We start from the raw sequence: 25,041 nt of genomic DNA, 5'->3' as shown, positions 1-25,041 counted from the left end.
TCCTTTGATTTGGAGTTTTACGTTTTTCAGTTTCATGATGCCAATTCCTTCTGCGCATAATTCAGCACTCAGTTCAGTGTACCTATTTACATTGTAAATGGAATGTTTTTTTTGTATTTTTTTTGTTTTTATATCTTTTCTTTTAATTCTACTGGGCTCGTTACCAAAAGAACTACTTGCAATTATGTTTTGTTATAATATAACATTCAAATCAAGGCAGAGAGTCAATGTACTCTCTCATGAATTATTTACGTTCAAATAGATTCTTTAGACAGTGGCGACAATGAATATAAAATTAAAGTTATTAGCAACGCTTGTTGCTGCAGCATTAACTTCAGCGTGTGGCGATACAAAGCATACGCTAACACCAGTAGAAACACCGACTACACAAGAACAACCTGGTGGCTCAGGTTCAACTGATGATGATCACGGCCATACCGAGGTGAGTACTGAAGGTCGTTTGGTTGTGTCTACGTTTGATAGCAATGTGCTTGCCGTCCTATCTGCAAAAGATGGTGAACATTTAGATAGCATTGGCATTACTGGGTATCCACAATATTTATATGCCACTGAACACCATCGCTACGTTATGGCGGTACAGCGTGATGCGGGTATGGTTGAATTTGTTGATGGGGGCGTATGGCAAGAAGATCATGGAGATCACTTACACCCTTATGAACAAGCCCCAAGCCTTGTTGAGTTTGCATTACAAGGGGTTAAACCGACCCACGTAAACGCGGGTAAGCACAACAGTGTTGTGTTCTTTGATGGTGATAAAGACACCGCAGAAAATGCGCAAGTAATGGTATTTAATGAGTCGAACATCACCAACAACGACCGTGATTTTGCAACGCTTGATTACAGCACATACCAACATGGTGCGATGCAAACAGTTGGCGAATACTTAATAAGCACCATTCGTGATGAGCAAAGCAGCTCGACTTTACCAAGCCAAATCGGTTTATTTCATGGTCATGGAGACCATTTTGACCAAGACAAAGTATTTGATGTAGCTTGCCCAAGTTTGCATGGCAGCGCACAAAGTAGTGAGCTGGTGGCGTTTGCTTGTGCCGATGGTGTGGTGATGATTGATACCCACGATAATGCCTTTACTCATGAAAAAATCATGAATCCAGCTGGATTTGCTGAAGGTGAGCGAATTGGCATGTTACGCGGCCACCCTGAAAAGGATTTGTTTATTGGCAGCAGCCGCACTGCGGTGTACGCCATTGACCCAAGCAACAGTTCAGTAGAAAAGATTGAATGGCAAGCCAGTGACGATGCGCGATTAAGCGCAGCTTACTTCAGTGCTGAAGGCGAGCATGTTGTATTGATGGACAGTGCTGGTGTTGTTTCCGTGTTTGAAGGCCATACACATGATAACGAATACCACTGGGAACTGGCACATAACATTACGGTAACGGCCGCTGATTTAGCACAGATGCCAGCTGAACATGGTTTTACCATGACGCTTTCACAATCACAGCAAGTGGCTTATGTAACTGATCCCATTAACCAACACATTCTCGCCATTGACTTAGAAAGTGGTGAATTTGCGCATACCTTTGAGTTAGATGTCGTGCCAAAAAATGTGGTCTGGTTAGGTATTGCAGATGAAGCACACGAGCACGAACATTAAGTAGAAAAACTGATTTAACAAGAGACGATTCTTAACCCTGACGTTTAGCCCGCACTGCGGGCTTTTTTACGTTATATAAAGCGTTAAGGCGAGTAAAATATCTAAGACGAAAGAGGCTAGTTGCGAATGAAATTTCCACAAAAACGGATGGACCAAGCAGCAATCGGTGTGTCAATGTTATGTATTCTCCATTGCATATTTTTACCCTTAATGCTGCTGTTAGTACCAGCGATTGGGTTGCAGTTTTTGGCAGACGAGTCAGTTCATCAATTGTTAGTGTGTATCGCTTTAGTGATAAGCCTTGTTGCACTGAGTATTGGATGTAAGCGGCACAAAGCATGGCATGTATTAATTGTGGGAATTGCTGGGTTAGCGTGCTTAGTATTTGCGGTGGTATTTGGTCATGACCTTTTAGGTGAGCTGATGGAGCGTATTATGACGGTGGTAGGGTCAGGGCTTATTATTGCATGCCATATTCGCAATTATCGTTTATGTGCAAAAACTACGTGTTCCTAAATTGTTGGTTTATCGCAAATAGTTGGTGCTTTTTTGGTTTTTGACTATTTTAAGCTGAGAAACATGTATGAGTTGAGCTATAAACATAGCAGCTCTGAGTCATAACAGCGCCAACGAGTCGAGTATGAACTATTTAGATATTAATAAAGAAACTTGGAATAAGCGGACTACGCTGCACGTAAAATCAAAGTTTTATGATGTTGCCAGCTTTTTACAAGGTCAATCATCGCTCAATGATATTGAAATTAATCAGCTAGGTAACGTGAGTGGAAAAAGTATACTCCATTTACAGTGCCATTTTGGGCAAGACTCTCTGTCGCTCGCACGACTCGGTGCAACGGTGACAGGCGTCGACTTGTCTTCTTCTGCAATTGACGAAGCAAAAATATTAAACAAACAGCTTGGCTTAAACGCTACATTTGTGTGTGATGATGTTTGTCATTTTGGCGATAGTAACACGCAACAGTTTGATATTGTGTATACATCATATGGTGTTTTGTGTTGGTTACCTGACTTAGCACATTGGGCGCAAGGTGTTGCTAAGGCATTAAAAAGTGGGGGGGAGTTTCATTTAGTTGAATTTCACACCTTCAATGACTTGTTGTCAGGGTATTCATACTTTCCTAAAAATGAGCCCGATATTGAAGAAGAAACTACCTATACAGAAAATTGTGATGGGCAAGTGTCTCAAGTGATCACGTGGCCACATTCATTGAGTAACGTGATAAGCGCACTGATCAATGCCGGCTTGATCATAGAGCTGTTTGAAGAGCATGCGTACAGCCCTTATGATTGCTTTGACGGGCTAGAGCAGGTAGCAGAAAAACGTTATCAAATGCAGCATAAAGGGCAAAAAGTGCCTTTAATTTACTCTATAAAAGCACGCAAACCATAGTATAAGCCGCGCTTTTTAACCCTAACCATTGTTGGTCCAAACGCAGGCGTTTGGACCAACCATCCTCTAGAAATTAAAGCGTAACGTTAAAGCACAATGGTCGCTAAGCATGTTGTTTGGTGTCATATCTTCGAAGTAGTGAAACTGTGATTCTGGTTTATCAAGGTGCTGCACCAATGATGACGAGACAATAATATGGTCAATCGGGGCCGGGTATTTAGGGTGACACCCTTGTACGGCGTCAGTGGTATTTACCCATGCGCTTTGTTTCACTGTGTTTGTAAGCCCTAAATCAGCGCGTAAGCGATTGTTAGGGTTGGCTAAGCGGTGGTTAAAGTCCCCTAACAAGACCAAATTAGGTTGGCTTTTTTGTTGCTGCTTAAGCATATTCTTTAAAATTTCAGCCTGCTGAGCCAATACACCACAGCTTTTGCGGTCACTGTCTAAGTAGTCGTCAACAAAGCAGCCGCTTTTTAAGTGAAAGTTAATCAAAGAGAGTGACTTTCCTGCATGCTCTATATTCAGTTGCAATGCGTTTCGTAGGCCAAACTGCGGCGCACTGAGTGCGTCTAGATACGTGACGTTATTAACCGTAATGGTTTTTTTCACCGCATAGGCAACTTTTTGTTGCGTTGACGACTGCTCGCTGCCACGGCACGTATAACTTGGCGAGTCAGCTCTATCAGAGATGAATACTTGCCACTCAGACGGGTTAAAAACGCGTTGTACTGCAGCCACAGAACCGACTTCTTGCAAGGCATATATATCAGCATCAACTTTGTTTTTATAAGCGGTGAGTGCAGCATAGTCGCTGTTTTCTCGGCCTTTACAGCCTTGATTATTTTGTGCTGCTAAGTGTTCAATATTCCACGTAGCAACCACTAAATCATTGGTTTTTTGTGTGTTAGGTGTGCTCGTTACCGTTTGGCAGCCCAGTATGGCTGTACTGCAAACAAGCCCTGTAAATATGTGTTTGAATCCCTGTGTGTTCATGTGTGTAATTCAATAGTTTAAGGTAGTTTGATCTTGTTACAACATAACATTAAAAAGCAATTTATTGCGGTAGATTATAGAGAAAAGAGATGTAAACCTAGTTGCATTAATTTTCGTCATTTTTCAGTATATAGTGCATGTAATGAATGAGAGTTTATGAGCTAAGCGGAATTCTTGCTTGAACGTGGCGAATGGCAAATCATCAGTTTGCGTTGAGTGTCATTTGAGGTTCGGTAAGCAGTTAAGCGCTTGCATTCAATCCAAATTGATATACTTCTAGCTTTCGTATGAGGGAATGATAGTTTTTTACCACTTCAGAATCGCCACCAGCCTGACTTTTAACGGCGGCAAGGTTGTCTTTCATGGTGTCAATCACATTGATTTTTTCACTCTTTGCTTGGGCAAGCGTCGTTCCACCCAATTGACCATCATGCTCGATTAAACCGTATTTCCCGGTCATGAAAGCATGCTCGCCCATTGAAATAACCCCTTGATCATAAAGGTCTTGAGCCGCTTTAGATTGCTCTTCAAGTGTCATGTGTGTGAAGTCATATGTTCTATCATGGAAACTCAATGAATTAGCAGACTCAGCGTGACTATCGCTCATCTCAGATGCAGTATGCTTTTGCACATACTGACTTGATTGTGACGCAGAGACTGACTGGTAATTTGTAATGCCGATAGGGTTAATCATTTCATATCCTTAAATTGACTTATCTCTCTTTTAATAAGCAATAGCCGTTCCAGTTGCACACCTTTTGTTATTTTAATGTAAGGTTACGTGTTCCTCTTTAAATTGTAGTCGCAGAAAAATAACTATATGATTTAATTAAATATGATAACAACACGTAGAAAATGGTTTACCGTTTGAATTAAAGTCGCATCTGGAACTTGTAGAGTTAACAGGCCGATGTATGTGAACAGATACACAAAGCGCTATAAACACCATAACCCCCCCCAATTTTAGACAGACTCAACATAGCCCCAGAAAGCTGGGTAAAACTTACCACACAACTTACCAAGGAATTTTACGGTGCAGTAGGGAGACCTCAAAAGCTTGATAATTATTGTGCAAGCCTATAAATAAAACGCGGGCCCATTACACGCAGTGTGAAAAGTTACGGGCTTAATTTTTAGACTATCAAGATAACCTCTGGACAGCTAACACACCATAACTTGGCGGATTAGCTGTACCTGATACGTATGAGTTCAGTTTTTCGCTATTTTTGACCTTATAGCGTATGTAGTTCACTCGATTTTACTAATTAAGCGACATTTCATATTGGAAATTGGCCTTTACCTTTGGTGAATATCTCAAATGGGTGGCACTTATTATTCTTATTATTCACCTCTGTCTCTTTATGATTTACTCCGGAGCGCTCACTTTTTTTAGGTTTAAATCATGAAAGTTATAAGAAAAATCAGTGCTACGACTTACTGCTTTCATTTTGAATCCGATAACCTTACCTTCGAAGTCGACGTCAAATTTAACAAATGCATCCGCATTGAGCGTTCGGTCATGCCATTTTGCAACAAATCGGTTGCCCTCGATGTGAGCAAGTTTACCGGTTAACGCATTACCGCGAGAAAACTTAATATTAAGCTCTGAGCCTATTACTGTGACATCAACTGTGCCATACCAGTTATCTTGGTAAGTACCGGTATATTGATTAAGCGCCATAGGCGGTTTTGTTGTACTCAGGTGCAGAGGTTTTTCCGTTTTCTTTTGTTGTTTTTTGTAGGCTTCATATCGTTTATTTCCTTCTATATATACGTCAATGTAATTTGTGGGCTCGGCTTCAATATAGTGTTCTAGGATAGTTGCGGTTAGACCTTTGGCTGCTCGTGACCATTGATTTGTAAGTGCAATAACAGCAACATCTTTTTCAGGTAAAAATGCGATATGGGAGGTCATGCCTTGTACCGCGCCGCCATGAGAGACATGCAAGTGGCCATGAAAGTCCATCAAATTCCAGCCTAATCCATATGCTTGAAAATGTGTCTGTGCGTATTTTTGATCAATATAAGCGACTTTTTTTAAAGTAACTGGCTTCCACATTTCTGCGTGTTGCTTTTCGGATAACAAGTCTTGTCCATCTGGTAGTTTACCTTTGCTAAGAAATAGCTGCGCCCACTTTGCCATACCCGCTATGTCACAATTAATTAGCTCATCATCTTTGAAAAAAGTGGTTTTGAGCGTACCGTCAACTTCCATATGCGGTATGGCACGCTTACTTGGTATTTTAATTCGAATCGGGCTCGCTACACAGTTAGTCATTTTCAGCGGCGCAATTAATGCTTTTTCGACATATAGGTCCCAAGGCATCTTGGTTATTTCGCGTATAATCTCTTCGGCGACAGTGTACATTAAATTGTTGTAGGCATATTCGGAGCGAAATGAACTGGTTGGTTTTAAATATTTTAATGCTGAGATGATTTCATCAGGTGTTGTGTGTGCCTGCGCATCAGGCCATTGTAATAAGTCCCCAGCACCCAGTGGCAAACCAGAGCGGTGAGTTAACAAGTCGCGAATAGTAAACTCTCTTGTCACCCAAGGATCATACATTTGAAACTGCGGAAGGTAATCGATGACTTTGTCGTCCCAGCTGAGTTTATTTTCATCTACGAGCAGTGCCAATGCCGCAGTTAAAAATGATTTTGATATTGACGCGACCTGAAATAGGGTATCGGTGGTTACTGGTGTATTGTTTTCAATAGATTGCACGCCATAGCCTTTTGCGTGGATCACTTCACCACTTTTAACAACTGCCAATGCTACCCCCGGCACATTAAGCTCGTCTGCTGCTTTTTCAACAAGTGCATCTATTTGTTTTGGCGTTAACTGTGCACTGAGACATAGTGGGGCAAATATTAATTGTGATAATGCGATTCCAGTGAAAACCGATTTTTTGATATAGTTCATTAAAATAGGACCTTTAAAGCAATTTATTAATTGATAAGGACATTACCAATTACTTCTTTTTTTTCTAGCACTTATATGCAAACGGTGGCGTTTCTTCTGCAAATGGCGGCAAAATCTATCAGGGTATATTTTTGCACCGCCTTACATGACATTGTGGTAAAAGCTAAGCTATTGTATGTGTTTTTATTAGTCAGTTTTAGCATGGTGTTCTCTACAAATCTTGCTGCAAATGAATTTAATAAGTTTTTTATTCAGGAGGTTAGGGTTTGTTATGATGAAAATGCAGCGCTGTCTTCCGATACGTTTTTTCTCCAGAGTTGCAATAAAATGCTGTTGGGTGACGTTAAGCTAGGTAACAATGTAACTTGGATTGGCTCTACGTTTGATTTAAACGTCTCTGAGCTGCTCGATAAACCAATTGGGCTGTTTTTTTCTGCTCAAGCGGCGGCTGAGTTTTACTTTAATGGCGAATTAATAGGTCGAAATGGTTATCCCTCGGCTCAACCTGAAGGTGAAAAGGTTGGAGTGATGGACTTTGTTATTTATATACCAAAAGGACTACTGAAGAAGCGCCAGAATGAGTTAGTTATTAAACTGTCATCTCATCATAAAGTTTACGATATCAGCACCTCAATTCCATTTGCGATAATCACGTATTATGGCTCTCCTCAAAATATAGTGCTTCGTAATTACTTACCTACTTTGTTATCGCTAGGTATTTTGGTCATAGGCTTAGTTTTTTCAAGTCAGTTAGTTTTACAAGGCTCGAATCCAAGACGTAGTACTTTTTGGCTTCCTGTGTTTTCATTGTTAGTGGTTCTTCAATTATTGGTTGAAGTGTCTAGAGGATTAATAGCATACGAATACCCTTATCATGACGTTCGCTTGGTTGTGATTTTATTGCTGGGTATGTTGAGTGGGATGTGCTTACTGTTATATATCATAGATAGCTTTGTGAAAAGTCATCGGTGGGCTTACTTTTCTCTTTCAATGTTATCGACGTTTGCATTTATTTATTTAGGTAACACAATAGAGGAAAAAACAGTTTTCGCCCTTCAAATACCTGCAGGGATAAGCTTTTGTATTTCTGCTTATCAAGCTCTTAAGGTGCATGATAATGCGATGAAGCATGCTGGTGCACTTTTGGCATTCTTTTTCGTAATTGCGATTAACCCTAATCAATTTCTCGATCTTTATTTTTATTGTTTCGTAGCTGTGCTTTTAGTGTTCTTCTTTATTCAACATTCAATTGAATATAAAACTGAACAGTCTCAAAAACAGCTTGCACAGAAAAGAGCTGAGCAGCTTCAACGAGTATTAGATGAATGTAATGAACAGCAGACACCGTCAAAGATAAAGCTAAACCTTACGGACAAAGAAGAGTGGGTGTCATGTGACAGTATTTGCTTTGTGAAGGGGGCGAGAGATTATGTGGAGATAAGCCTATTAGATGAACGTAGTGTGTTACATAACGAGACGTTGACTATTATGGAAGAAAAGTTGCCCGTAACGTTTTTGCGTGTACATCGCTCATACATTGTAAATAAGCAATTTATTCAGTCGCTTCAAAAGCTATCATCAGGTGGGGGAAATTTGATACTGAGTACAGGTGCTACCGTACCAGTGAGTAGGCGGATCATGCCTAAGATTAAGAAGCAGCTTGTGTAATATCTTAGATGCGAGGGAGTCAGGTCTTTTTATCATATACATATGACATACAAAAAAAGTGTCAAAGTCATTGATCCCATTAAAAAGACTTAGCTCTGACTAATCTTCAAAAAGTTAAAAAGTATAAAGAGGTCAGATTAGTTGCTTCACAACTTACTTATACATTTAAATTTAGACACAAAAAAGCCAGTTAAAGATTATTAATCTATAACTGGCTGTTTTATAACACTTTAAAGTGGTGGAGCTGGGGGGATTTGAACCCCCGTCCGGAAAGCGTCGATTCTTTCATGGTTCTATTAAAAACAATGACTTACTTTTAAATCAAAAACTTAGTTTCTTATGCTATCTTGTAAAGTCTTGTGTAATCTTTTAAGTTTGGGCATTATGTGGACATAATAAATTAGCATAGGTTAAAATACTTTGATGCTAATCCAAAAGGATTGTAAATGAAAATTAGATACTTTAATTACTTATTTAACCAAGACGGTAAAAATATAGCTCCATCACTACTCAACCTTTTTAATGAATACACAAGCAAATCAGACAAAGGTCCGATTAAACCTATTGAAATAGCTGAACAACCATATTATTTAATTAGTTCAGAAGAAGCAGATGGTTTATTTTATTTAGTAAGCATTAATTCGAATAGTTCGCAAAGGTATATAAATAAGAAGAACTTCAATGTATGCGAGTTACATGAAAGACTGGAGGAAGATGAATTATTAGGCTCATTGACTTATATATACATCGATAAATCTAGCCCATGCGTATCTATCCTCTCAACCCTTGGCTCTCCAAGATATGGTTGTTTAGAAACGTTTGTCAATTGTATGTTGGAAAGCCTAGACAACGCAGAAGACCTTGAAAATTTTCAGCTTGTTGAAATGAGTGAAGTAGTCAATAAGACAAAACTTAAAAATTTAGAAATGGTTGTAGATGCAGGTTTTACTTTAAACAAGGATTCTTCTAAATTTGATACTATATGTGACATGTTAAAGTTAGATGACAACTCTGCAGAAGAGGTAGGCAGCTTTAGAGTTATTATAGAAAGAGCACCTAAAACAACATTAAAGGGCTGTTTAAAAAACTTATTAGACGATAACGAGCTCACAGAGCTTACAGCTAGGGGTAAAGATGATTTACTCAAAGGTGCTTTGACTGAACTAGCACTAGATGCGTCCAAGTCTTTATCAGAAAATATTGGTCACCGAGTAAACATCACCTTAGATCAACAAATGGCAGCTAAATTTGAAGCAAACCAACATGTAGCTAGATTGACTAAAAGTTTTATCAGATTACACAATGTTGAATTAGTTGAATTAGTTGAATTAGTTGAATTAGTTGAATTAGTTGAATTAGTCGAATAAGCTTTTTTCTTTTTAAATCATTATTAAAGGGGGTAAACCATGGCACCTATACAGCGTTCCGTTACCCAATATCATGGTAATTCAGTAAAGTGTTTAGAGAAAGCAGCTGTATTCACAATATTTATATGTCCTATTATTTGGTTTATTTATGAGCTTACCGGCATTAGCCTTAAAATAACTGAAGTAGAAACACTAGCCACCGTATCTGGTGCTTTTAGCTTTACTATGATGGGCTTCCTTGCTGCTATGGCAGCAATACTATTAGGTGTAAAGGATAAAAAAAGTAACAGGGAATGGTCACAACGTTACAGTAAGTTTTTCATTATTTTATATACGATTAGCCTTTTGTCTTTATTTATAACTTTTTTCGGAAGTATTGCTGTATATGTTACAGAATATCAATTTATTGCTTTGAAGTTGGTTCTGTCTATGCTGGTTACAAACTTTATTCAAGTTAGTCTATGTACAATTATCGTTTTAAGACAAGCAGTATCCTAATTTTATAGCTCAAAGTTGAGGTCCAAACCTAATAGCATCTTCTAAATGACTTGGTGCAAAGTGCGCGTAAACCATGGTTTGCTCAATCTTTGCATGACCAAGTATTTGTTGCAGTACTAAGATATTACCACCATTCATCATAAAGTGACTTGCGAAAGTATGTCGTAAAACATGGCTGCATTGGCCCGTAGGTAAGTTTATATCGGTTTTGTTTATTGCACGTTCAAATGCTTTTCTACAATCACTAAATAGTGGACCTAATTTTAACTGACATATATGGACACTCCCAGTGTGTCAAACAAAATAATTCTGGCGGGGTAGAATAAACTACCTCGTTTTTTCATTTCGTCGCTGCCACTGTTTGACGTTTGACCCATTTGCAATAAAGCGTTGCTCTGACATATATCCGGGCTTAACTGTTACTTCAGTGCCCCTAATGAGCTTCGAGCCTATACACCCTAATTTGAATACACCCAACCGGTTTATATACCGTGCCTTTGCTGGGTTTTGTATAGGCAGACTAGGCCTTTTTTCATCTAACTGTAGCGAACAATGATAGGCGATTGGCAAGTGCTCTCAACACCCACGCGGGTTAAGTTACCCTTGTCATTTACGAGCTGCCAGCCAATCTAACTTGGTGTTTAAGCATTACCTTGAACCTGGTTGCATGAACATATGGGTCGGTAATATTCATTTTTTTGAAGTAATATCCACATTAACCTTGCCATGCGATGTGCCATTGCAACCGCTGCTTTATTTACCCCACGCCTTTGCTTGATGGCAGTGACCCATAGGTTCAGGTCATCGTCTTTTTTATGTGCGTGGTTTACAACAGTTCGAGCACCATGAATAAGTTGTTTTCTGAGGTATTTATCTCCACGTTTAGTAATTGTGCCTAAACGATTTGTTTCACCAGACGCATATTGCCTAGGCGTAAGGCCAAGCCAGACGCTAAAGTCTTTCGCACTTTTAAATGCTTGGCCTTTATCGATGCTGGCGCTGAACGCGGAGGCAATGATAGGGCCAATCCCTGGAATGGATTGCATAATTTCTGCACTGGTGTTGTGGGTGTTAGTTTGTTGAAACAAGGTATCCATGAGTTTAATTTTTTTATCATAGCTTTCTAACTCTTGTTGTACTTCTAACAACATGAGGCGAATAACAGGCTGAACATCTTGTGATAAAAGTTCATGAATATGCTTTTTGAATACAGAGTATGCTTTGGGAATGTGGAACCCAAATTCAAGAAGTAAACTTCGAGTTTGATTTATACAAGCTGTGCGAGTACCGAGTAGCCTTTCTCGTATTCTATGTAAACAAAGTACGGCTTGTTGCTGTTCACTTTTAACGGGAACAAAGCGAATGCTAGGCCTTCTACTCGCTTCATATATTGCCAAACAATCATTCTTATCATTTTTGTTACCACGTACAAATGGGGTGACATGTTGTGCAGGAATTAAATTAACTTGATGACCAGAATTTAAACATACTCTGCCCCAGTAGTGAGAGGACGAACAAGCCTCCATAACGACTTCACACGGCGGTAAATTAAGGATTATTTCATGGAGTTTTACTCTAGAAATCCGCTTTGAGAAACAAGGTTTTCCGTGTTCATCAATTCCAAGAAGTTGAAATACATTTTTTGCTAAATCGATGCTTAATATACTAACGTTATTCATGATGGATGCTCCTACTAACTATCGTTATAAACACACCTTTAGTTTGGCGCATTGACGCCGATTTGGGAGTGTCCATCTCATCACCCACCTAAAAATTTTGTTGATTTTTGAGAGGAAAAACCCAACATAAACAATCTGTTTAGGATGGGTGTCAGTTAAAATTTAGTTTTTTGGCTTGCAGCCGTGGCGTTAATATTCTTGCTCTTCCGAACATGTGCTCGTCCTTTTGCTAGTTTGCATATAACAAACACAACGGCGGCAGAGCTTGCAGCAGTGACTAGATATATTGGATTCATTGTTCTGGCGTTCTCTCGTTACGTTGCTTTGTTGCTATTTAACGTAGAGGTGGCGTTCGGTTAGCGTCAATTAAATTTGTGAGGGGTAACCTATTAGGTTAAATTAAACTGAAAAACTATTGATAAGGACATATTTTTGAAAAAAAGCACATCTGAAATCGAAAGTATTGTTTTGCTTTGTTTACTTTTAGCTCCTGTAATAATATACGGTATTCAGTTTGGGTTTGGTGTCTGGTCAAGCCATAAAAATTGGGCTGAAATGGGAAGTGCGCTTGGAGGAGTTTATTCTGCTATATTTGCTTTTTTAGCTTATCGGCTTTTGGTAACTCAAAAAGAACTCTTATTTAGTCAAGTACAAGCCCAACATAATCAGTTTCATATATCACAAACTATGACTAGTACCAATGAAGCACTAAAAACCATATCTCATTATATTGAGCTTCACCCGCATATCCAAAAAGATATTCTAAATACCACCCCAAACAACTACTACAACTTCCTTAAATCTCATCCGGTATTATTTTTCAATTTCAATACAATTCAATCTGGATTAAAAGGTCTTAGAGCTGGATATATGGGCACACCATATGAAACGTATATTTACCAAATTGAGAACGATAGCTCCGCCATTTTAGGCAGAGATGAATATCTTAAACTTGTGAATATATTCGATCAGGAAGTTTACCAAGGCTAATTGTGTATTATAGAAAGCATAAAGCTGCTTTACGCGGCTTTTTTCTTGAATACTAACTTTCCTTTTGTGTAGTTTCCTATATCTGGAGACTTAAAAAAGTACTCCAATTTTTGCAGATTAAGAATGTCATTTATGGGTATGTCAACCTCATCTGCAATAGTACAAAAAAATTGATATCCACATAATGCAGAACACTTTTCACCATTTTCAGTATTGTCTTAGAAAACAATGACCATATATAGATATTCGCCCCTTACGACTAACAAAGGAATAAACTCATGTTTGATGAACTCGACACAATAGATGCAAGAACAGATGCAATAGCAGAAGAAGCGGCTACTTTAATAGCTAACGGCACACCTAGAGAAGAAGCAATAAACACTGCCATAAACCATGAAGATGAAAGGAATGATGCAATAGATGCGCAACGATACATACCTGATGAAAATGGCCATCCTGTATCCTTTGATGACAGCACGCTGGATTACCCAGCCGCGGGTAATGCTAGCAGAAAACAGATATTAGCAATCAAAGAAGATATTAAAGACGAAGTAAGTTCACGGATTTCTTAAGGAACATTTTATACGTCAATGAAAAGCCGCTTTACGCGGCTTTTTTCTTGAATACTAACTTTCCTTTGGTAAATTCCCCAATACCAGGGGAGACAAAAAAGTATTCCAGTTTCTTTAAATTGAGTATGTCTTTAATCGGTATATCGGCTTCGTCTGCAAAACGCTTGGCATCTGCTTTCGACTTCTGCGCACCTATCCATTTATATTCAGACTGTGACAGTGTGGTTTTACTCATTTCAACCACGCGCTGGCCGACTGAGTGCACAACAAAGCCAAACTTACGCCCAACTGATAGCAACCAGCCATAAGGCCCAACTTCTTTACCTACTGACTCGGTAACTTGCGGGACCTCTTCGCATACAACGTGCAATAGCTTTGCATGTTCGCCATTACCAAAGCCTTTGACAATTTCGCAGAACTTTAAAAAGCTTTTGCGAGTCTCTGGTACTGTTAGCGCAATTTTAAAGCCTTGTTTGGTTTTACGCCCAGCCATAAGTGCGGCAAAAAACTTGGCAAACGAGCGATAACGCCTAACCTTACGGCCTTTAAATTCGGTGTAATCTTCGTGTGGGTCCCAAAATACAATCTGATCAGTGGCTTTTGTGGTATGCAGCATCTTAACAGCACTGCTTTTACCGGAACCAGTGCCTCCCACATACAGTACATTTTGCGCACTCAATTCATTGTTTGAATTAATGGGCTGCATGGGCATCGAGTTCCGCCTTCACTTGCTCTGGATCAGCTTGTGTTTTGGCTTTCGCATCTTCCGCTTTTAATGACTTGATTTGCTTAACAGCACCGAACGTGAATGAACCAAAAGATAACGCTGCTAACACTTCATCTTTGTAGTTACCAAACATCTCCAGCGCTGCGGGGGCATACTTTTGAATAATCGGTGTTAAACGCTTTGCGCCTTGTGCTTTTTTAGCACTAAATTTACACCGACACCCATTCAAAATTGACGGTTTTTCATTCATTGCCTATCTTTTAAATTCAGCTTAAAAGATAGGCGCTTTCCTTCATGGCTACAGCACGAAAAAGACAAGTGAGTTTAACTGATACCAAATATTACCATTGTATTTCACGGTGTGTTCGCCGTGCGTATTTGTGTGGTGAGGATAAGGTAACAGGTCAGTCATACGAACACAGAAGAGGGTGGATAGAAGACAAACTGCTGGAACTTGCCAAAGTATTTTGTATTGATGTGTGTGTATGCAGTGATGAGTAACCATACTCACATTGTACTTTATGTAGATGATGTAAAAGCTAATAGGCTGAGTGATAAAGCAGTTATCATCAGATGGCATAAGCTGTTTAAAGGCACCATACTATCTCATAAGTCCCTTCAAGGAGAACGTCTAGACTCTGCGTAGCAATACTTTTTAAACAAAGATATTGAACAATTTAGAGAGCGTTTAGCGAGTATCAGTTGGTTTATGCGGGTACTGAATGAAAGCATTGCCCGAAAAGCGAATAAAGAAGATAACTGTAAAGACCGATTTTATTCGCTGCCATCCATGGCGCTCACCCTTCGGGCTGCCTAACGGCATTCAAATTAATTCCTTATTAATTTGTGGGAAGGCCGTCTTAAATCACAAGCTTTACTTGATGAAGCGGCACTAGCAGCCTGCATGGCGTATGTTGATTTAAACCCAATCAGAGCCAAAATGGTTGAGACACCCGAAGCGTCAGACTACACCAGTGTTAAAACCCGCTGTGAACATGCCAAAGAAGGTAAACAACCTAAACACTTAGCACGTTTTGCAGGCAGCCCCAGAAAACATATGCCTAAAGGTTTACCCTTTGAATTAAAGTCCTATTTAGAACTGGTAGAGTTAACAGGCCGATGTATGCGAGCAGACAAACGAGGCGCTATAAGCCCAATCAACTCTCCAATTTTAGACAGACTCAACATCGCCCCAGAAAACTGGCAAAAACTCACCACGCAATTTACTAAAGTATTCCATGGCGCAGTAGGGCGACCTAAAAAGCTTGATAACTATTGCGCGAGCCTAGAAATAAAACGGCGAGCTAACTATCGACAATGTGAAAAACTACTGGCTTAATTTTTAGGTTACTTGATGTCGAGCGCCTTGGTTTTAATAGAGGAGAGCGGAATACTAGAGTCTAATTTGAAAGCTCGTATTTTTTGCTGGTTTTTTGTCTTTAAAAAGTAATGTGGTCAAGATGTGGACATTGATATTTAGACACAAAATAGCCTGTTAAAGATTTCTCTCTAACAGGCTGTTTTATAACACTTTAAAGTGGTGGAGCTGGGGGGATTTGAACCCCCGTCCGGAAAGCGTCGACCTTCGGTCCTACATGTTTAGTATCGTCTTTTGGTTAACCTTTAAATCTCGGACGTACACGATAAGTAAAGGCGAGGCCGCTTAGTTTTAGCCCTTCAACCCCGGCCAGGGTTTCCGTAGCGATCTTGTGTGGGGTGACACTCCAGAACCAGAACCACAAGAATTTCATGGAGGAGTGCTAGCGGGCTATTAGGCCGCTAGAGAGTAGTTATCGTCGTTTGCGATTACATTAATTGCGGCTTTTTTACGAGGCCAGCCGCACCTCGACATGCACCTTAGGCTTCTGGAATCCCGTCGAATCCTAATCAGCCCCTGAATATGTTCATTCAGTGAAGTGGGGCCAGTATAGCGGAAAGTAATGCTAATGCTCAAGCTACTTTTGCCGATAACTTATTTAATATGAACTGGTTGGCGATTTAACAAGCAAATTATACGCAAGTTGTATTTACAATCATTCATAATTTGTAGCAATTCGTAACAGTTACTGCTTAACATTATGGGTCCATTGTGCTCAAATGGTGCTGCTACCTTGCATGATAAGAATAAGAATTCTATGCACATACTTTGGGAAAAAGTTCATGTCGTTGTTTCGTTTTGATGAAGACTTAGGCTATGTCTATTTGTTGTCTCATCCTATAGAGTCGGGTTTTCCGGCTAGTGCCTCTCAGCTCGTTGAGTTATTAGAGCAATCTGAACATGCAGATTGTGAAATAATCCACGCCAACATTGGTAAGTTATTTTCTTCTACAGAAGTGGGCGATCAAGACTCTTTGGCTGTGGCGAGAGCAATTGATGCGTCTATTGCTATTCGAGTTGATGACGCGAATATGATGGCGGAAGCGCGGATCACTGTTGCTAGTGGCGGTAAACTTGTGTCTGTAGAAAAAGCGGCCAAAGCATTGGCAGAGGCAGGAGTAAAAAGAGGCATTAACCAAGATGTGTTAGAGCAGTTTCTTGGTAAGCAGTTTGAGCAACCTGCGGGCGTGGTTTACGAAGAAATTGTTGCCCACGGTGTGAGAGCCAAAGATGGCACGGATGCGCGTTTTGTGCGTCTGTGTATGACAGCGCAAGACAGAGTACTCAGTCCACAAACAAAAGATGGCGGCAAGGTCGATATGCGAGACCTTGGCGCAATTATTACTGTAAGTCCTGGCAGCCCGCTAATGAAGCGCCTGCCAGCGACGTTGGGAGAAAAGGGCTTTACTGTTTTTGGTGATGACCTTGACCCTAAGCCTGGCCGTAACTTTGAATTACAAGTGATGGAAGGCACCAAACTTCACCCCAAAGACCCTAATGTACTGATTGCTGACGCCAAAGGTGTACCAGTAGCTGTACCTCGTGGTATGCGTGTCGATGATGTCTTGTGTTATGACTGTGTTGATGTCACCACGGGTCACGTTGAATTTGATGGCAGCGTAATTGTTAGTGGTGATGTGAAAGATGGTATGCGTATTAAGGCGTCAGGTGATATTACGGTGATTGGTTTTGTTGAGTCATCTATTTTGCAAAGTGCCAGTGCGATCACCATTATTCAAGGTGCAATAGGGCGTAAACGCAGTGATGGCGAAGACTTTTCATGCCATATAAAAGCTGCCCGTACGGTATCTGTTGGGTATGCGCAGTATTGCCATATTGAAACCAATCAAGATTTATTGGTTGATCGGCAAGTTTTGCATTGTGATTTAATGTCGCGCCGTTTAATTCGCATTGGTAAAGGCGAAAAGCCAAGGGGCAAGCTGATTGGTGGTAATGTGTTGAATGCATTACGCATTGAAACGGGCGAATTAGGTGCACCTTCAGGTACTAAAACACGTATATCTATTGCGCAAAATTGGCATGAACTTAAAGAAAAGCAAGAAGAGTTTAAAACGTTCGAAAAACGCTTGTCTGATAAGGTTGTAGAGATAACGCGTGCCAAAATAAAAGCCAATAAGTCACCAAAAACAGCCAAGCGTGATGCGTTTTTGAAAAAGCTAGAGCTGAATGAGCAACAGTTGAACCAGCATTACAAGCGTAATCAACGAAATATTTTACTTGTTAAACAAAAGCTGGCAAGGCTTGTAAATTCGAGCCGTATTAAAGTAAATGAGCTAATGCATCCTGGGATTGAGCTAACAATAGCGCTGGATAGCAAGCAGTTTACCCGTATTTACCCGCCGAATATGGTGAAGTTAGATGAAGGGAAAATCACGCAGCATTTTAGTACTTAGCTGAGACACACATAGTGATACTTTGAAAGCGCCTAATGGGCGCTTTTTTTGTTTTGGGGAAATGGGTTTGTTGTGGACTTTGACTTGCGTCAGAGAGACGGTATGGGGTGGTGACGGCGGTGGGGTGACTAAAGTGGGAGTGTTGGGAAGGGCTATGAGATTGTTGTTTAGTTGTGTGGATTATTGTGGATGGGCTCTGACCTTCGTCAGAGTGACGGTATGGGGTGGTGACGGCGGTGTGGTGACTAAAATAGGAGTATTGGAAAGGGCTATGAGATTGTTGTTTAGTTGTGTGGGTTATTGTGGATGGGCTCTGACCTTTGTCAGAGTGACGGTATGGGGTAGTGATGGCGGTGAGGTGACGAAAGTGGGGGTGTTGGAAGGGCTGTGAGGTTGTTGTTTAGTTGGGTAGTTAATTGCGGATGGGCTCTGACCTTCGTCAGAGAGACGGTACGGGGTGGTTAATTGCGGATGGGCTCTGACCTGCGACAGAGTGACGGTATGGGGTAGTGACGGTGGTGTGATGACGAACTTGGGAGTGTTGGAGTTGGGCTGTGAGGTTGTTGTTTGGTTGGATGGGTTATTGCGAATGGGCTCTGACCTTCGTCAGAGTGACGGTACGAGGTGGTGACGGTGGTGTGATGACGAACTTGGGAATGTTGGAAAGGGATTGAGAGGTTGTTGTTTAGTTGTGTGGGTTATTGTGGATGGGCTCTGACCTTCGTCAGAGAGACGGTGCGGGGTGGTTAATTGTGGATGGGCTTTGTCCTGCGTCAGAGTGACGGTATGGGGGGATTTAGGCAAAGGCGGAGAGAGTGTAAGATGCATCGTTACGCACTTTGTCTTCCTGAATTCATTTCAGGATCCACATTGAGGTGAGTGCTCAAAACTCTAGTTTATTGTGTGGCTGGACCTCAGTCGCTGAGCCAATATTGTTTCGCGTATGGAGTTTGGCAAAGTATGTGGTTGAGAAATATCAGCGTTGGTAAAATTTTGTTTACGAGTAGTTTTTTTAAGTTATTCATACTCCTCTCATTTATTTCCTCTTAAGTTATTTTTTGTTCATATTTGTACTGAATTTAAGTTCGGTCATTATTTGGTCATTTTCTTTTTTTAATCTAAATTTAAGGTCAAAGGTTGACACCGGTGTCATGAACGTGGCTTAATACAGTGACACCGGTGTCAGGTTGGGGTGAGAGACAACCTGGTAGCGTACCTTTGAACGGGTAAATCAAAAGATGCTCAGTACGGTGTTTAAAGTGGAGTCTTTAAATGTGCTGAGCCTTTTTCCTCTAACTATAGAGATGAGTCGAATTTTATTATGTTGCATCCTCGAATTAAAGAAGTCACCGAACGTGTTATCGAACGCAGTAAAGCAACGCGTCAAGCCTACCTAGCACGTATACAACAAGCAAAAAAACAAACACGTGTACGCTCAGGTCTAGGATGCGGCAACATTGCTCATGTTATGGCAGCATGTTCTAGTTCAGATAAAGATCGTCTAAAAGTAGACGAGCAGCCTAACTTAGGCATTATCAATTCATATAACGATATGTTATCTGCCCATGTACCGTATAAAGATTATCCAGATCTAATTAAAGACATTGCGCAAAAGTACGACTCTACTGCACAAGTTGCAGGGTGTGTTCCAGCAATGTGTGACGGCGTAACACAAGGCCGTGATGGGATGGAATTGTCGTTATTTTCACGTGATGTGATTGCAATGTCGACTGCTGTTGCACTATCACATGATGTATTTGACGGCGTATTTTGTTTAGGTGTATGTGACAAAATTGTCCCAGGATTATTAATTGGTGCATTGTCATTTGGTCACTTACCTGTGTTCTTTTTACCAGCTGGCCCTATGCAATCGGGTATCCCAAATAAAGAAAAAGCCCGTATTCGTCAAAAATTTGCACAAGGCTTGGTGAGCAGAGAAGAGCTACTTGAAGCTGAAAGTGCGTCTTATCATAGTGCGGGTACTTGTACATTCTACGGAACAGCCAACTCAAACCAAATGTTGATGGAAATAATGGGCCTACATTTACCTGGTAGCTCGTTCATTAACCCTTACACAGAGCTGCGCGATGGTTTAACTGGCAGTGCCGTTGAGCAAATGCTTGAACAGCTGATTGATGGCAAAAATGCCAATTGTTTGGCTGATATTGTGAATGAAAAAACCGTTATTAATGGCTTAATTGGTTTATTAGCAACGGGTGGTTCTACCAACCATGCAATCCACTTAGTTGCAATGGCAGCAGCAGCCGGTGTGCAAATCACCTGGAAAGACATGGCCGACATGTCAGAAGTTGTGCCACTGCTTACCCGTATTTATCCAAATGGTTCTGCGGATGTAAATCACTTCCAGGCAGCGGGTGGTATGGGGTTCTTAATGAGAGAACTGCGTGACGGTGGCTACTTGCATAACGATGTAAAAACTATTGTGGGCGAAGGGCTTGATGCGTATACCCAAGAGCCAATGCTTGCAGCCGATCCAAGCTTAATCATGACGAACAGCACAGGCCCAAGCAAGATTAAGTGGGTACCATGTCCTGAAAATTCACTTGATGAAGATGTACTTCGTCCAGTGAGTAACCCATTCAGCCCGCAAGGTGGCTTACAGCTATTAACCGGTAACATTGGTAAAGCGGTTATTAAAGTCTCTGCGGTAGATGAAAAGCATCAGTCAGTGACAGCTCCTGCAAAAGTATTTAGCTCACAGGCTGCGCTTCAACAAGCGTATACCGATGGTGAATTGAATCAAGATTTCATCGCTGTCATTAAAGAGCAAGGCCCGAAAGCAAAGGGTATGCCTGAACTACATAAATTAACGCCTGTGATGGCAACACTGCAAGACCAAGGTTTTAAAGTTGCCATTGTAACGGACGGTCGTATGTCTGGTGCGTCAGGTAAAGTACCTGCGGCCATTCACCTAGCGCCTGAAGCGGTTGAAGGTGGCATTATTGCTAAAATTCACGAAGGTGATTTGGTGACATTAAATGCACCAAAGGGCGAGTTATTTGTACATGTGTCAGATGAAGAGCTATCAGCACGCGAACTGTTGCTAAGCGAACCAGAAGCAACATTTGGTACTGGTCGAGAGCTATTCACTGGCTTTAGAAACATTGTTAGCAGTGCAGACCTAGGCGCAAGTGCCTTTGGTCTAGAACAATAATAAACGCATTGGGTATGAGGACTAACATGAGTATTGAACAGATTTTATCATCGGCACCAGTCGTGCCAGTTGTTGTTATCGACAACTTAGAAGATGCCGCACCACTGGCACAAGCATTATACAACGGTGGTTTGAAAGCACTGGAAGTAACATTGCGTACGCCAGTAGCAGCGCAAGCGGTGAAAATTATGAAAGAAACAGTACCAGATGCTTATGTCGGTACTGGCACTGTGGTTGATAAAGCAACATTTGAAGCCTCTGTTGCTGCGGGTGCTGACTTTATGGTGAGTCCTGGTGTAAACGATGAATTGTTGGCGCTCGCTAAATGCACTGATATTCCGTTTTTACCGGGTGCTGCAACACCCAGTGAAGTAATGAAATTAGCGTCGCACGGTTTCAAATTCTTGAAGTTTTTCCCTGCAGAAGCTGCAGGCGGTGTGCCCATGCTTAAATCAATTGGCGGGCCATTACCACAAGTGACTTTTTGCCCAACGGGCGGAATTTCTCTAGACAGTGCACCAAAATATTTGGCGCTTAAAAATGTAATTTGTGTTGGTGGTACGTGGATGCTTGATAAGCAACTCATCGCTAACAAAGACTGGCAAGCCATTGAAGCGCTTGCAAAACAAGCAAGTGAAGTTAAATAATCAAGGGGAATCTCAGTTATGATCAACATCGCAATTAATGGCTATGGCCGTATCGGTCGCAATGTTTTACGTGCGCTTTATGAGTCTGGCCAAAACGAACAAATTAAAATTGTTGCAATTAATGATTTAGCACCAGCAAATGTTAATGCGCACCTAACACAGTTTGATTCTGTACACGGGCGTTTTAACCAGCAAGTAACCCTTGCAGACAACACATTAATTATTGGTAATGACGAAATTACCCTGACTCAAGAACGTGATCCAGTGAACTTGCCTTGGAAAGCGCTTAATGTAGATATCGTTTTAGAATGTACGGGTATTTTCACATCACGTGAGACAGCATCAAAGCATATTGAAGCGGGTGCAAAGAAAGTGATTGTATCAGCACCTGGTACTGATTTAGATGCAACGGTTGTACACGGTGTAAATAGCGATGTGTTATCCGCTTCAAGCACGATTATTTCAAATGCGTCATGTACGACTAACTGTTTAGCACCTGTTGCAAAAGCATTAAACGATGCCATTGGTATCGAGCAAGGCAGCATGACAACAATTCATGCGTTCACAAACGACCAAAACTTATGTGACGTATACCATAAAGATTTATACCGAGCGCGTAGTGCTACTCAGTCAATGATCCCTACAGCGACGGGCGCAGCTAAAGCGGTTGGTTTAGTACTTCCAGAGCTTGCTGGTAAACTTGACGGCATGGCTGTTCGTGTACCTACTGTGAATGTATCGTTGGTTGATTTAACGTTTATTGCTAAGCGCGATACGACGACGGTTGAAGTGAACGAAGTGATTAAAGCTGCCGCGGAAGGTGCAATGGCTGGTATTCTTGAATACAACGAATTACCGCTTGTATCCATTGACTTTAACCATAACCCGGCGTCATCAGTATTTGATGCGTCACAGACTAAAGCTGATGGTAAATTGGTAAAAGTAATGGCTTGGTATGACAACGAATGGGGTTTCTCAAACCGCATGATTGACCAAGTAAAAGCATTAGGCCAGTTCCTGTAAAATCAAAACTAAAGTTACTTGTTAAAAAGCCGCTAAATTAGCGGCTTTTTTGTAGGTGAAATTTTATGAAAAATCAGAAAATGCAATGAACTTTTAGCGCTTTGTCTTCTACTATTCTTACCTAAAAAGGTAAGTAAGCGCTTACTCTTGACTTGCCTTTGTTTCATCATCTTCTGTTTCAGGTTCAACCGGTGGCAGCGGCCAGCCACCGAGTGCTTTCCACTTATTGACAATATAGCAAAATAGCTCCGCAGTACGTTCTGTATCATACAATGCTGAATGTGCTTGGTTATTATCAAACTCGATACCAGCGGTACGACACGCTTTGGCCAGTACAGTTTGGCCTAAGGCCAGCCCAGCTAATGAGGTGGTATCAAAGCTAACAAACGGGTGAAAAGGGGTACGTTTAATATTATTTCTTTCGATAGCCGCATTTAAAAAGCCATGATCAAAAGCGGCATTGTGTGCCACAATAACAGAACGAGAGCATCCAGCGGCTTTTTGTGCCTTACGCACCATTTTACAGATCTCTTTGATTGCATCGGCTTCTGGTACCGCGCCGCGCAGAGGTGAAAATGGGTCAATACCATTAAATTCGATGGCTGATTGCTCAATGTTTGCCCCTTCGAAAGGCGCAACATGAAAATGTAGCGTATGATCTAAACTAAGTTCGCCATGTTCATCCATTTTTAAGACTGATGCTGCAATTTCTAACAAAGCATCGGTATCTTTATTAAAGCCTGCGGTTTCTACGTCGATAACTACAGGAAAGAAGCCACGAAAGCGCTGTGAAAATAAGGTTTGCTCTGTTTCTGCCATAATACTTTTGATTGCTGAATATGAAGCTGGCCATTATACAAGGTGCAGCCTGATATGTTAACTATATGGGATGAATGTCGTTATTTTTTAGGCATAATTATTGCTTAGGTACTCAGGTGAAACTATTTTTTAATTTGTCATGGTTGGTGTATGCATAAGCCGACATTTTTTTGGCAAACTTGGAGTTGTGTTGTGAAATTACATGTATTAATACTCAGTGTTGGCTGTTTGCTTGCCATTGCAAGTGATACAAAAGCCGCCATGCGGCAATATAGTGCCAACGCCGACACCTCTCATTGGACATTAGATAAAACAACACGGTTATCGTGTGAGTTAAATCACGAAGTACCTTATTATGGCGATGCTATTTTTAGCTCTACCGCGAGTAAAAACAAAGACCTCACATTTAATTTGGATATGGTTGTAAGGCCTGAAAGTTATGACTTTGCAGGGTTACAATCTGTGCCGCCAGTGTGGCGTGCCGGTAATCCGGTTCGCGACATCAGTAAAATGCAACTTTTAAAAAAGTTTGACGGGGAATTAGATAACAGCATTGCGTGGGAAATGCTGACTGAACTTGAGAAAGGCAATTACCCGACATTTTATTATAAAGATTGGCAAAACAGTTCAGATCAGATCTCTGTTGCGCTGTCTTCGGTAAACTTTAGAGACATGTATTGGGCATTTTTACAGTGCAGAGACAATTTGTTGCCGTATAGTTTTGAAGACATTGCTTTTACGGTAATGAACTACAAGAAAAACTCCAGCATGTTGACTAAGTCTTCAAGAAAACGCTTAGAAATGATCGGTGAATATTTGAAAAACGATGAAAATATAGAGTCTATTTATATTTCTGCTTATTCAGATAGCTATGGTGGCAGAAATACCAACATGGTGTTGTCACGAAAAAGGGCAGATACCATTAAGCGATATATGGAAGAAATGGGGGTGCCCAGTGAAAAGGTACGCACAGACGGGTTTGGTGAAAAGCGCCATGTAGAGCCAAACGACAACGCACTCGGACGAAGAAAAAACCGCCGAGTTATTATTCAAATCGCGAAGTCTTAAGTAACAAAAAACCGCATTTTAAATGCGGTTTTTTGTTTTATACGTTTAAT

The 25,041-nt window shown here is 40.9% G+C and carries 21 protein-coding genes, 1 other RNA gene and 2 pseudogenes; 15 read left to right on the top strand and 9 right to left on the bottom strand.

Translation table 11 applies throughout. From position 1 onward, the window contains the following. Positions 1 to 283: 283 nt before the first annotated feature. From BGP78_RS10860 to BGP78_RS10850, 3 genes are all read left to right on the top strand, one after another. Positions 284 to 1,639 carry a hypothetical protein gene (locus BGP78_RS10860; protein ID WP_119861409.1) on the top strand — a complete coding sequence of 452 codons (1,356 nt, stop codon included), beginning with the start codon at positions 284 to 286 and terminating at the stop codon, positions 1,637 to 1,639. A gap of 126 nt (positions 1,640 to 1,765) precedes the next feature. Then, positions 1,766 to 2,155 (top strand): MerC domain-containing protein, encoded by a 390-nt coding sequence (locus BGP78_RS10855; protein ID WP_119861408.1) that lies wholly within the window; start codon positions 1,766 to 1,768, stop codon positions 2,153 to 2,155. A 124-nt stretch (positions 2,156 to 2,279) separates the two neighbouring features. Next, positions 2,280 to 3,050 carry a bifunctional 2-polyprenyl-6-hydroxyphenol methylase/3-demethylubiquinol 3-O-methyltransferase UbiG gene (locus BGP78_RS10850; protein WP_119861407.1) on the top strand — a complete coding sequence of 257 codons (771 nt, stop codon included), beginning with the start codon at positions 2,280 to 2,282 and terminating at the stop codon, positions 3,048 to 3,050. Between the two features lie 66 nt (positions 3,051 to 3,116). Here BGP78_RS10850 and BGP78_RS10845 read toward each other — a convergent pair whose 3' ends face one another. From BGP78_RS10845 to BGP78_RS10830, 3 genes are all read right to left on the bottom strand, one after another. After that, positions 3,117 to 4,043, bottom strand: coding sequence for an endonuclease/exonuclease/phosphatase family protein (locus tag BGP78_RS10845; protein ID WP_119861406.1), 927 nt, complete (start codon positions 4,041 to 4,043; stop codon positions 3,117 to 3,119). 241 nt (positions 4,044 to 4,284) lie between these two features. Continuing rightward, the gene (locus BGP78_RS10840) at positions 4,285 to 4,737 is read right to left on the bottom strand and encodes a hypothetical protein (RefSeq protein ID WP_119861405.1); all 453 of its coding nucleotides are present in this window, start codon (positions 4,735 to 4,737) and stop codon (positions 4,285 to 4,287) included. A gap of 672 nt (positions 4,738 to 5,409) precedes the next feature. After that, positions 5,410 to 6,966 (bottom strand): serine hydrolase, encoded by a 1,557-nt coding sequence (locus BGP78_RS10830; RefSeq protein WP_119861404.1) that lies wholly within the window; start codon positions 6,964 to 6,966, stop codon positions 5,410 to 5,412. Between the two features lie 75 nt (positions 6,967 to 7,041). Here BGP78_RS10830 and BGP78_RS10825 point away from each other — a divergent pair, with 75 nt between their 5' ends. The 3 genes from BGP78_RS10825 to BGP78_RS10815 all read left to right on the top strand — a co-directional run bounded on the left by BGP78_RS10825 (position 7,042) and on the right by BGP78_RS10815 (position 10,499). Next, the gene (locus tag BGP78_RS10825; RefSeq protein WP_119861403.1) at positions 7,042 to 8,634 is read left to right on the top strand and encodes a LytTR family DNA-binding domain-containing protein; all 1,593 of its coding nucleotides are present in this window, start codon (positions 7,042 to 7,044) and stop codon (positions 8,632 to 8,634) included. Between the two features lie 446 nt (positions 8,635 to 9,080). Further along, positions 9,081 to 10,001: a hypothetical protein gene (locus BGP78_RS10820; RefSeq protein WP_119861402.1), complete on the top strand. Its 921-nt coding sequence runs from the start codon at positions 9,081 to 9,083 to the stop codon at positions 9,999 to 10,001. A gap of 39 nt (positions 10,002 to 10,040) precedes the next feature. Next, a complete protein-coding gene (locus tag BGP78_RS10815; protein WP_119861401.1) occupies positions 10,041 to 10,499 on the top strand; it encodes a hypothetical protein in 459 nt (152 codons plus the stop codon). A gap of 9 nt (positions 10,500 to 10,508) precedes the next feature. Here the strand turns inward: BGP78_RS10815 and BGP78_RS10810 are convergent. Beyond that, positions 10,509 to 10,757, bottom strand: a pseudogene (locus BGP78_RS10810) (tyrosine-type recombinase/integrase); the annotation flags it as partial. A gap of 383 nt (positions 10,758 to 11,140) precedes the next feature. Beyond that, positions 11,141 to 12,178: an IS110 family transposase gene (locus BGP78_RS10805; RefSeq protein ID WP_119861399.1), complete on the bottom strand. Its 1,038-nt coding sequence runs from the start codon at positions 12,176 to 12,178 to the stop codon at positions 11,141 to 11,143. 432 nt (positions 12,179 to 12,610) lie between these two features. Here BGP78_RS10805 and BGP78_RS10800 point away from each other — a divergent pair, with 432 nt between their 5' ends. Together BGP78_RS10800 and BGP78_RS10795 are read left to right on the top strand one after the other, a co-directional pair. Further along, entirely contained in the window at positions 12,611 to 13,168 is a 558-nt protein-coding gene (locus BGP78_RS10800; protein ID WP_119861398.1) for a hypothetical protein, read from the top strand. A gap of 278 nt (positions 13,169 to 13,446) precedes the next feature. Further along, entirely contained in the window at positions 13,447 to 13,740 is a 294-nt protein-coding gene (locus tag BGP78_RS10795) for a hypothetical protein (protein ID WP_119861397.1), read from the top strand. Positions 13,741 to 13,771: 31 nt separating this feature from the next. Here the strand turns inward: BGP78_RS10795 and BGP78_RS10790 are convergent, their stop codons facing one another. Both BGP78_RS10790 and BGP78_RS10785 read right to left on the bottom strand, forming a co-directional pair. Beyond that, the gene (locus BGP78_RS10790) at positions 13,772 to 14,446 is read right to left on the bottom strand and encodes a hypothetical protein (protein WP_119861474.1); all 675 of its coding nucleotides are present in this window, start codon (positions 14,444 to 14,446) and stop codon (positions 13,772 to 13,774) included. Next, positions 14,433 to 14,717 carry a hypothetical protein gene (locus BGP78_RS10785; protein ID WP_119861396.1) on the bottom strand — a complete coding sequence of 95 codons (285 nt, stop codon included), beginning with the start codon at positions 14,715 to 14,717 and terminating at the stop codon, positions 14,433 to 14,435. Before BGP78_RS10785 ends, BGP78_RS10790 begins: the two co-directional genes overlap by 14 nt. 44 nt (positions 14,718 to 14,761) lie before the next feature. On the opposite strand from BGP78_RS10785, the pseudogene BGP78_RS10780 reads away from it, so the two are divergent. After that, a pseudogene (locus BGP78_RS10780) lies at positions 14,762 to 15,806 on the top strand (transposase). Between the two features lie 199 nt (positions 15,807 to 16,005). On the opposite strand, the gene ssrA reads toward BGP78_RS10780, so the two are convergent. After that, positions 16,006 to 16,362, bottom strand: a transfer-messenger RNA (tmRNA) gene (gene ssrA, locus BGP78_RS10775). Between the two features lie 265 nt (positions 16,363 to 16,627). On the opposite strand from ssrA, the gene BGP78_RS10770 reads away from it, so the two are divergent. The 5 genes from BGP78_RS10770 (at position 16,628) to gap (ending at position 23,104) form a co-directional block, all read left to right on the top strand. Further along, on the top strand, positions 16,628 to 18,259 hold the full coding sequence (locus BGP78_RS10770; RefSeq protein WP_119861395.1) for a DUF342 domain-containing protein: 1,632 nt from the start codon (positions 16,628 to 16,630) through the stop codon (positions 18,257 to 18,259). Between the two features lie 154 nt (positions 18,260 to 18,413). Next, complete coding sequence (locus tag BGP78_RS10765) at positions 18,414 to 18,650, top strand: hypothetical protein (RefSeq protein ID WP_147386074.1); 237 nt, start codon at positions 18,414 to 18,416, stop codon at positions 18,648 to 18,650. Positions 18,651 to 19,580: 930 nt separating this feature from the next. Next, positions 19,581 to 21,434, top strand: a complete 1,854-nt coding sequence (edd, locus tag BGP78_RS10760) for a phosphogluconate dehydratase (protein ID WP_119861393.1) — start codon at positions 19,581 to 19,583, stop codon at positions 21,432 to 21,434. Between the two features lie 26 nt (positions 21,435 to 21,460). Then, on the top strand, positions 21,461 to 22,081 hold the full coding sequence (eda, locus tag BGP78_RS10755; RefSeq protein ID WP_119861392.1) for a bifunctional 4-hydroxy-2-oxoglutarate aldolase/2-dehydro-3-deoxy-phosphogluconate aldolase: 621 nt from the start codon (positions 21,461 to 21,463) through the stop codon (positions 22,079 to 22,081). Between the two features lie 18 nt (positions 22,082 to 22,099). Continuing rightward, positions 22,100 to 23,104 (top strand): type I glyceraldehyde-3-phosphate dehydrogenase, encoded by a 1,005-nt coding sequence (gap, locus tag BGP78_RS10750; RefSeq protein ID WP_119861391.1) that lies wholly within the window; start codon positions 22,100 to 22,102, stop codon positions 23,102 to 23,104. A gap of 141 nt (positions 23,105 to 23,245) precedes the next feature. Here gap and rnt read toward each other — a convergent pair whose 3' ends face one another. Then, on the bottom strand, positions 23,246 to 23,923 hold the full coding sequence (gene rnt, locus BGP78_RS10745) for a ribonuclease T (RefSeq protein ID WP_119861390.1): 678 nt from the start codon (positions 23,921 to 23,923) through the stop codon (positions 23,246 to 23,248). A gap of 192 nt (positions 23,924 to 24,115) precedes the next feature. Between rnt and BGP78_RS10740 the strand changes: the two genes are divergently transcribed. Then, a complete protein-coding gene (locus BGP78_RS10740; protein ID WP_171044288.1) occupies positions 24,116 to 24,991 on the top strand; it encodes an OmpA family protein in 876 nt (291 codons plus the stop codon). Positions 24,992 to 25,041 lie beyond the last annotated feature (50 nt).

Origin of the sequence: Pseudoalteromonas sp. MSK9-3, assembly GCF_003590335.1 — a bacterium.
Taxonomy (GTDB): domain Bacteria; phylum Pseudomonadota; class Gammaproteobacteria; order Enterobacterales; family Alteromonadaceae; genus Pseudoalteromonas.
Note: the sequence above shows the minus strand (reverse complement) of the source record. Positions and strands in the feature narration are given on the sequence as shown.

What these genes read in the sequence shown, in the direction of transcription:
- BGP78_RS10860 (WP_119861409.1), top strand. Translation starts at nt 284, where the DNA reads ATGAATATAAAATTAAAGTTATTAGCAACGCTTGTTGCTGCAGCATTA.
- BGP78_RS10855 (WP_119861408.1), top strand. Translation starts at nt 1,766, where the DNA reads ATGAAATTTCCACAAAAACGGATGGACCAAGCAGCAATCGGTGTGTCA.
- BGP78_RS10850 (WP_119861407.1), top strand. Translation starts at nt 2,280, where the DNA reads ATGAACTATTTAGATATTAATAAAGAAACTTGGAATAAGCGGACTACG.
- BGP78_RS10845 (WP_119861406.1), bottom strand. Translation starts at nt 4,043, where the DNA reads ATGAACACACAGGGATTCAAACACATATTTACAGGGCTTGTTTGCAGT.
- BGP78_RS10840 (WP_119861405.1), bottom strand. Translation starts at nt 4,737, where the DNA reads ATGATTAACCCTATCGGCATTACAAATTACCAGTCAGTCTCTGCGTCA.
- BGP78_RS10830 (WP_119861404.1), bottom strand. Translation starts at nt 6,966, where the DNA reads ATGAACTATATCAAAAAATCGGTTTTCACTGGAATCGCATTATCACAA.
- BGP78_RS10825 (WP_119861403.1), top strand. Translation starts at nt 7,042, where the DNA reads ATGCAAACGGTGGCGTTTCTTCTGCAAATGGCGGCAAAATCTATCAGG.
- BGP78_RS10820 (WP_119861402.1), top strand. Translation starts at nt 9,081, where the DNA reads ATGAAAATTAGATACTTTAATTACTTATTTAACCAAGACGGTAAAAAT.
- BGP78_RS10815 (WP_119861401.1), top strand. Translation starts at nt 10,041, where the DNA reads ATGGCACCTATACAGCGTTCCGTTACCCAATATCATGGTAATTCAGTA.
- BGP78_RS10805 (WP_119861399.1), bottom strand. Translation starts at nt 12,178, where the DNA reads ATGAATAACGTTAGTATATTAAGCATCGATTTAGCAAAAAATGTATTT.
- BGP78_RS10795 (WP_119861397.1), top strand. Translation starts at nt 13,447, where the DNA reads ATGTTTGATGAACTCGACACAATAGATGCAAGAACAGATGCAATAGCA.
- BGP78_RS10790 (WP_119861474.1), bottom strand. Translation starts at nt 14,446, where the DNA reads ATGCAGCCCATTAATTCAAACAATGAATTGAGTGCGCAAAATGTACTG.
- BGP78_RS10785 (WP_119861396.1), bottom strand. Translation starts at nt 14,717, where the DNA reads ATGAATGAAAAACCGTCAATTTTGAATGGGTGTCGGTGTAAATTTAGT.
- BGP78_RS10770 (WP_119861395.1), top strand. Translation starts at nt 16,628, where the DNA reads ATGTCGTTGTTTCGTTTTGATGAAGACTTAGGCTATGTCTATTTGTTG.
- BGP78_RS10765 (WP_147386074.1), top strand. Translation starts at nt 18,414, where the DNA reads ATGAGATTGTTGTTTAGTTGTGTGGATTATTGTGGATGGGCTCTGACC.
- edd (WP_119861393.1), top strand. Translation starts at nt 19,581, where the DNA reads ATGTTGCATCCTCGAATTAAAGAAGTCACCGAACGTGTTATCGAACGC.
- eda (WP_119861392.1), top strand. Translation starts at nt 21,461, where the DNA reads ATGAGTATTGAACAGATTTTATCATCGGCACCAGTCGTGCCAGTTGTT.
- gap (WP_119861391.1), top strand. Translation starts at nt 22,100, where the DNA reads ATGATCAACATCGCAATTAATGGCTATGGCCGTATCGGTCGCAATGTT.
- rnt (WP_119861390.1), bottom strand. Translation starts at nt 23,923, where the DNA reads ATGGCAGAAACAGAGCAAACCTTATTTTCACAGCGCTTTCGTGGCTTC.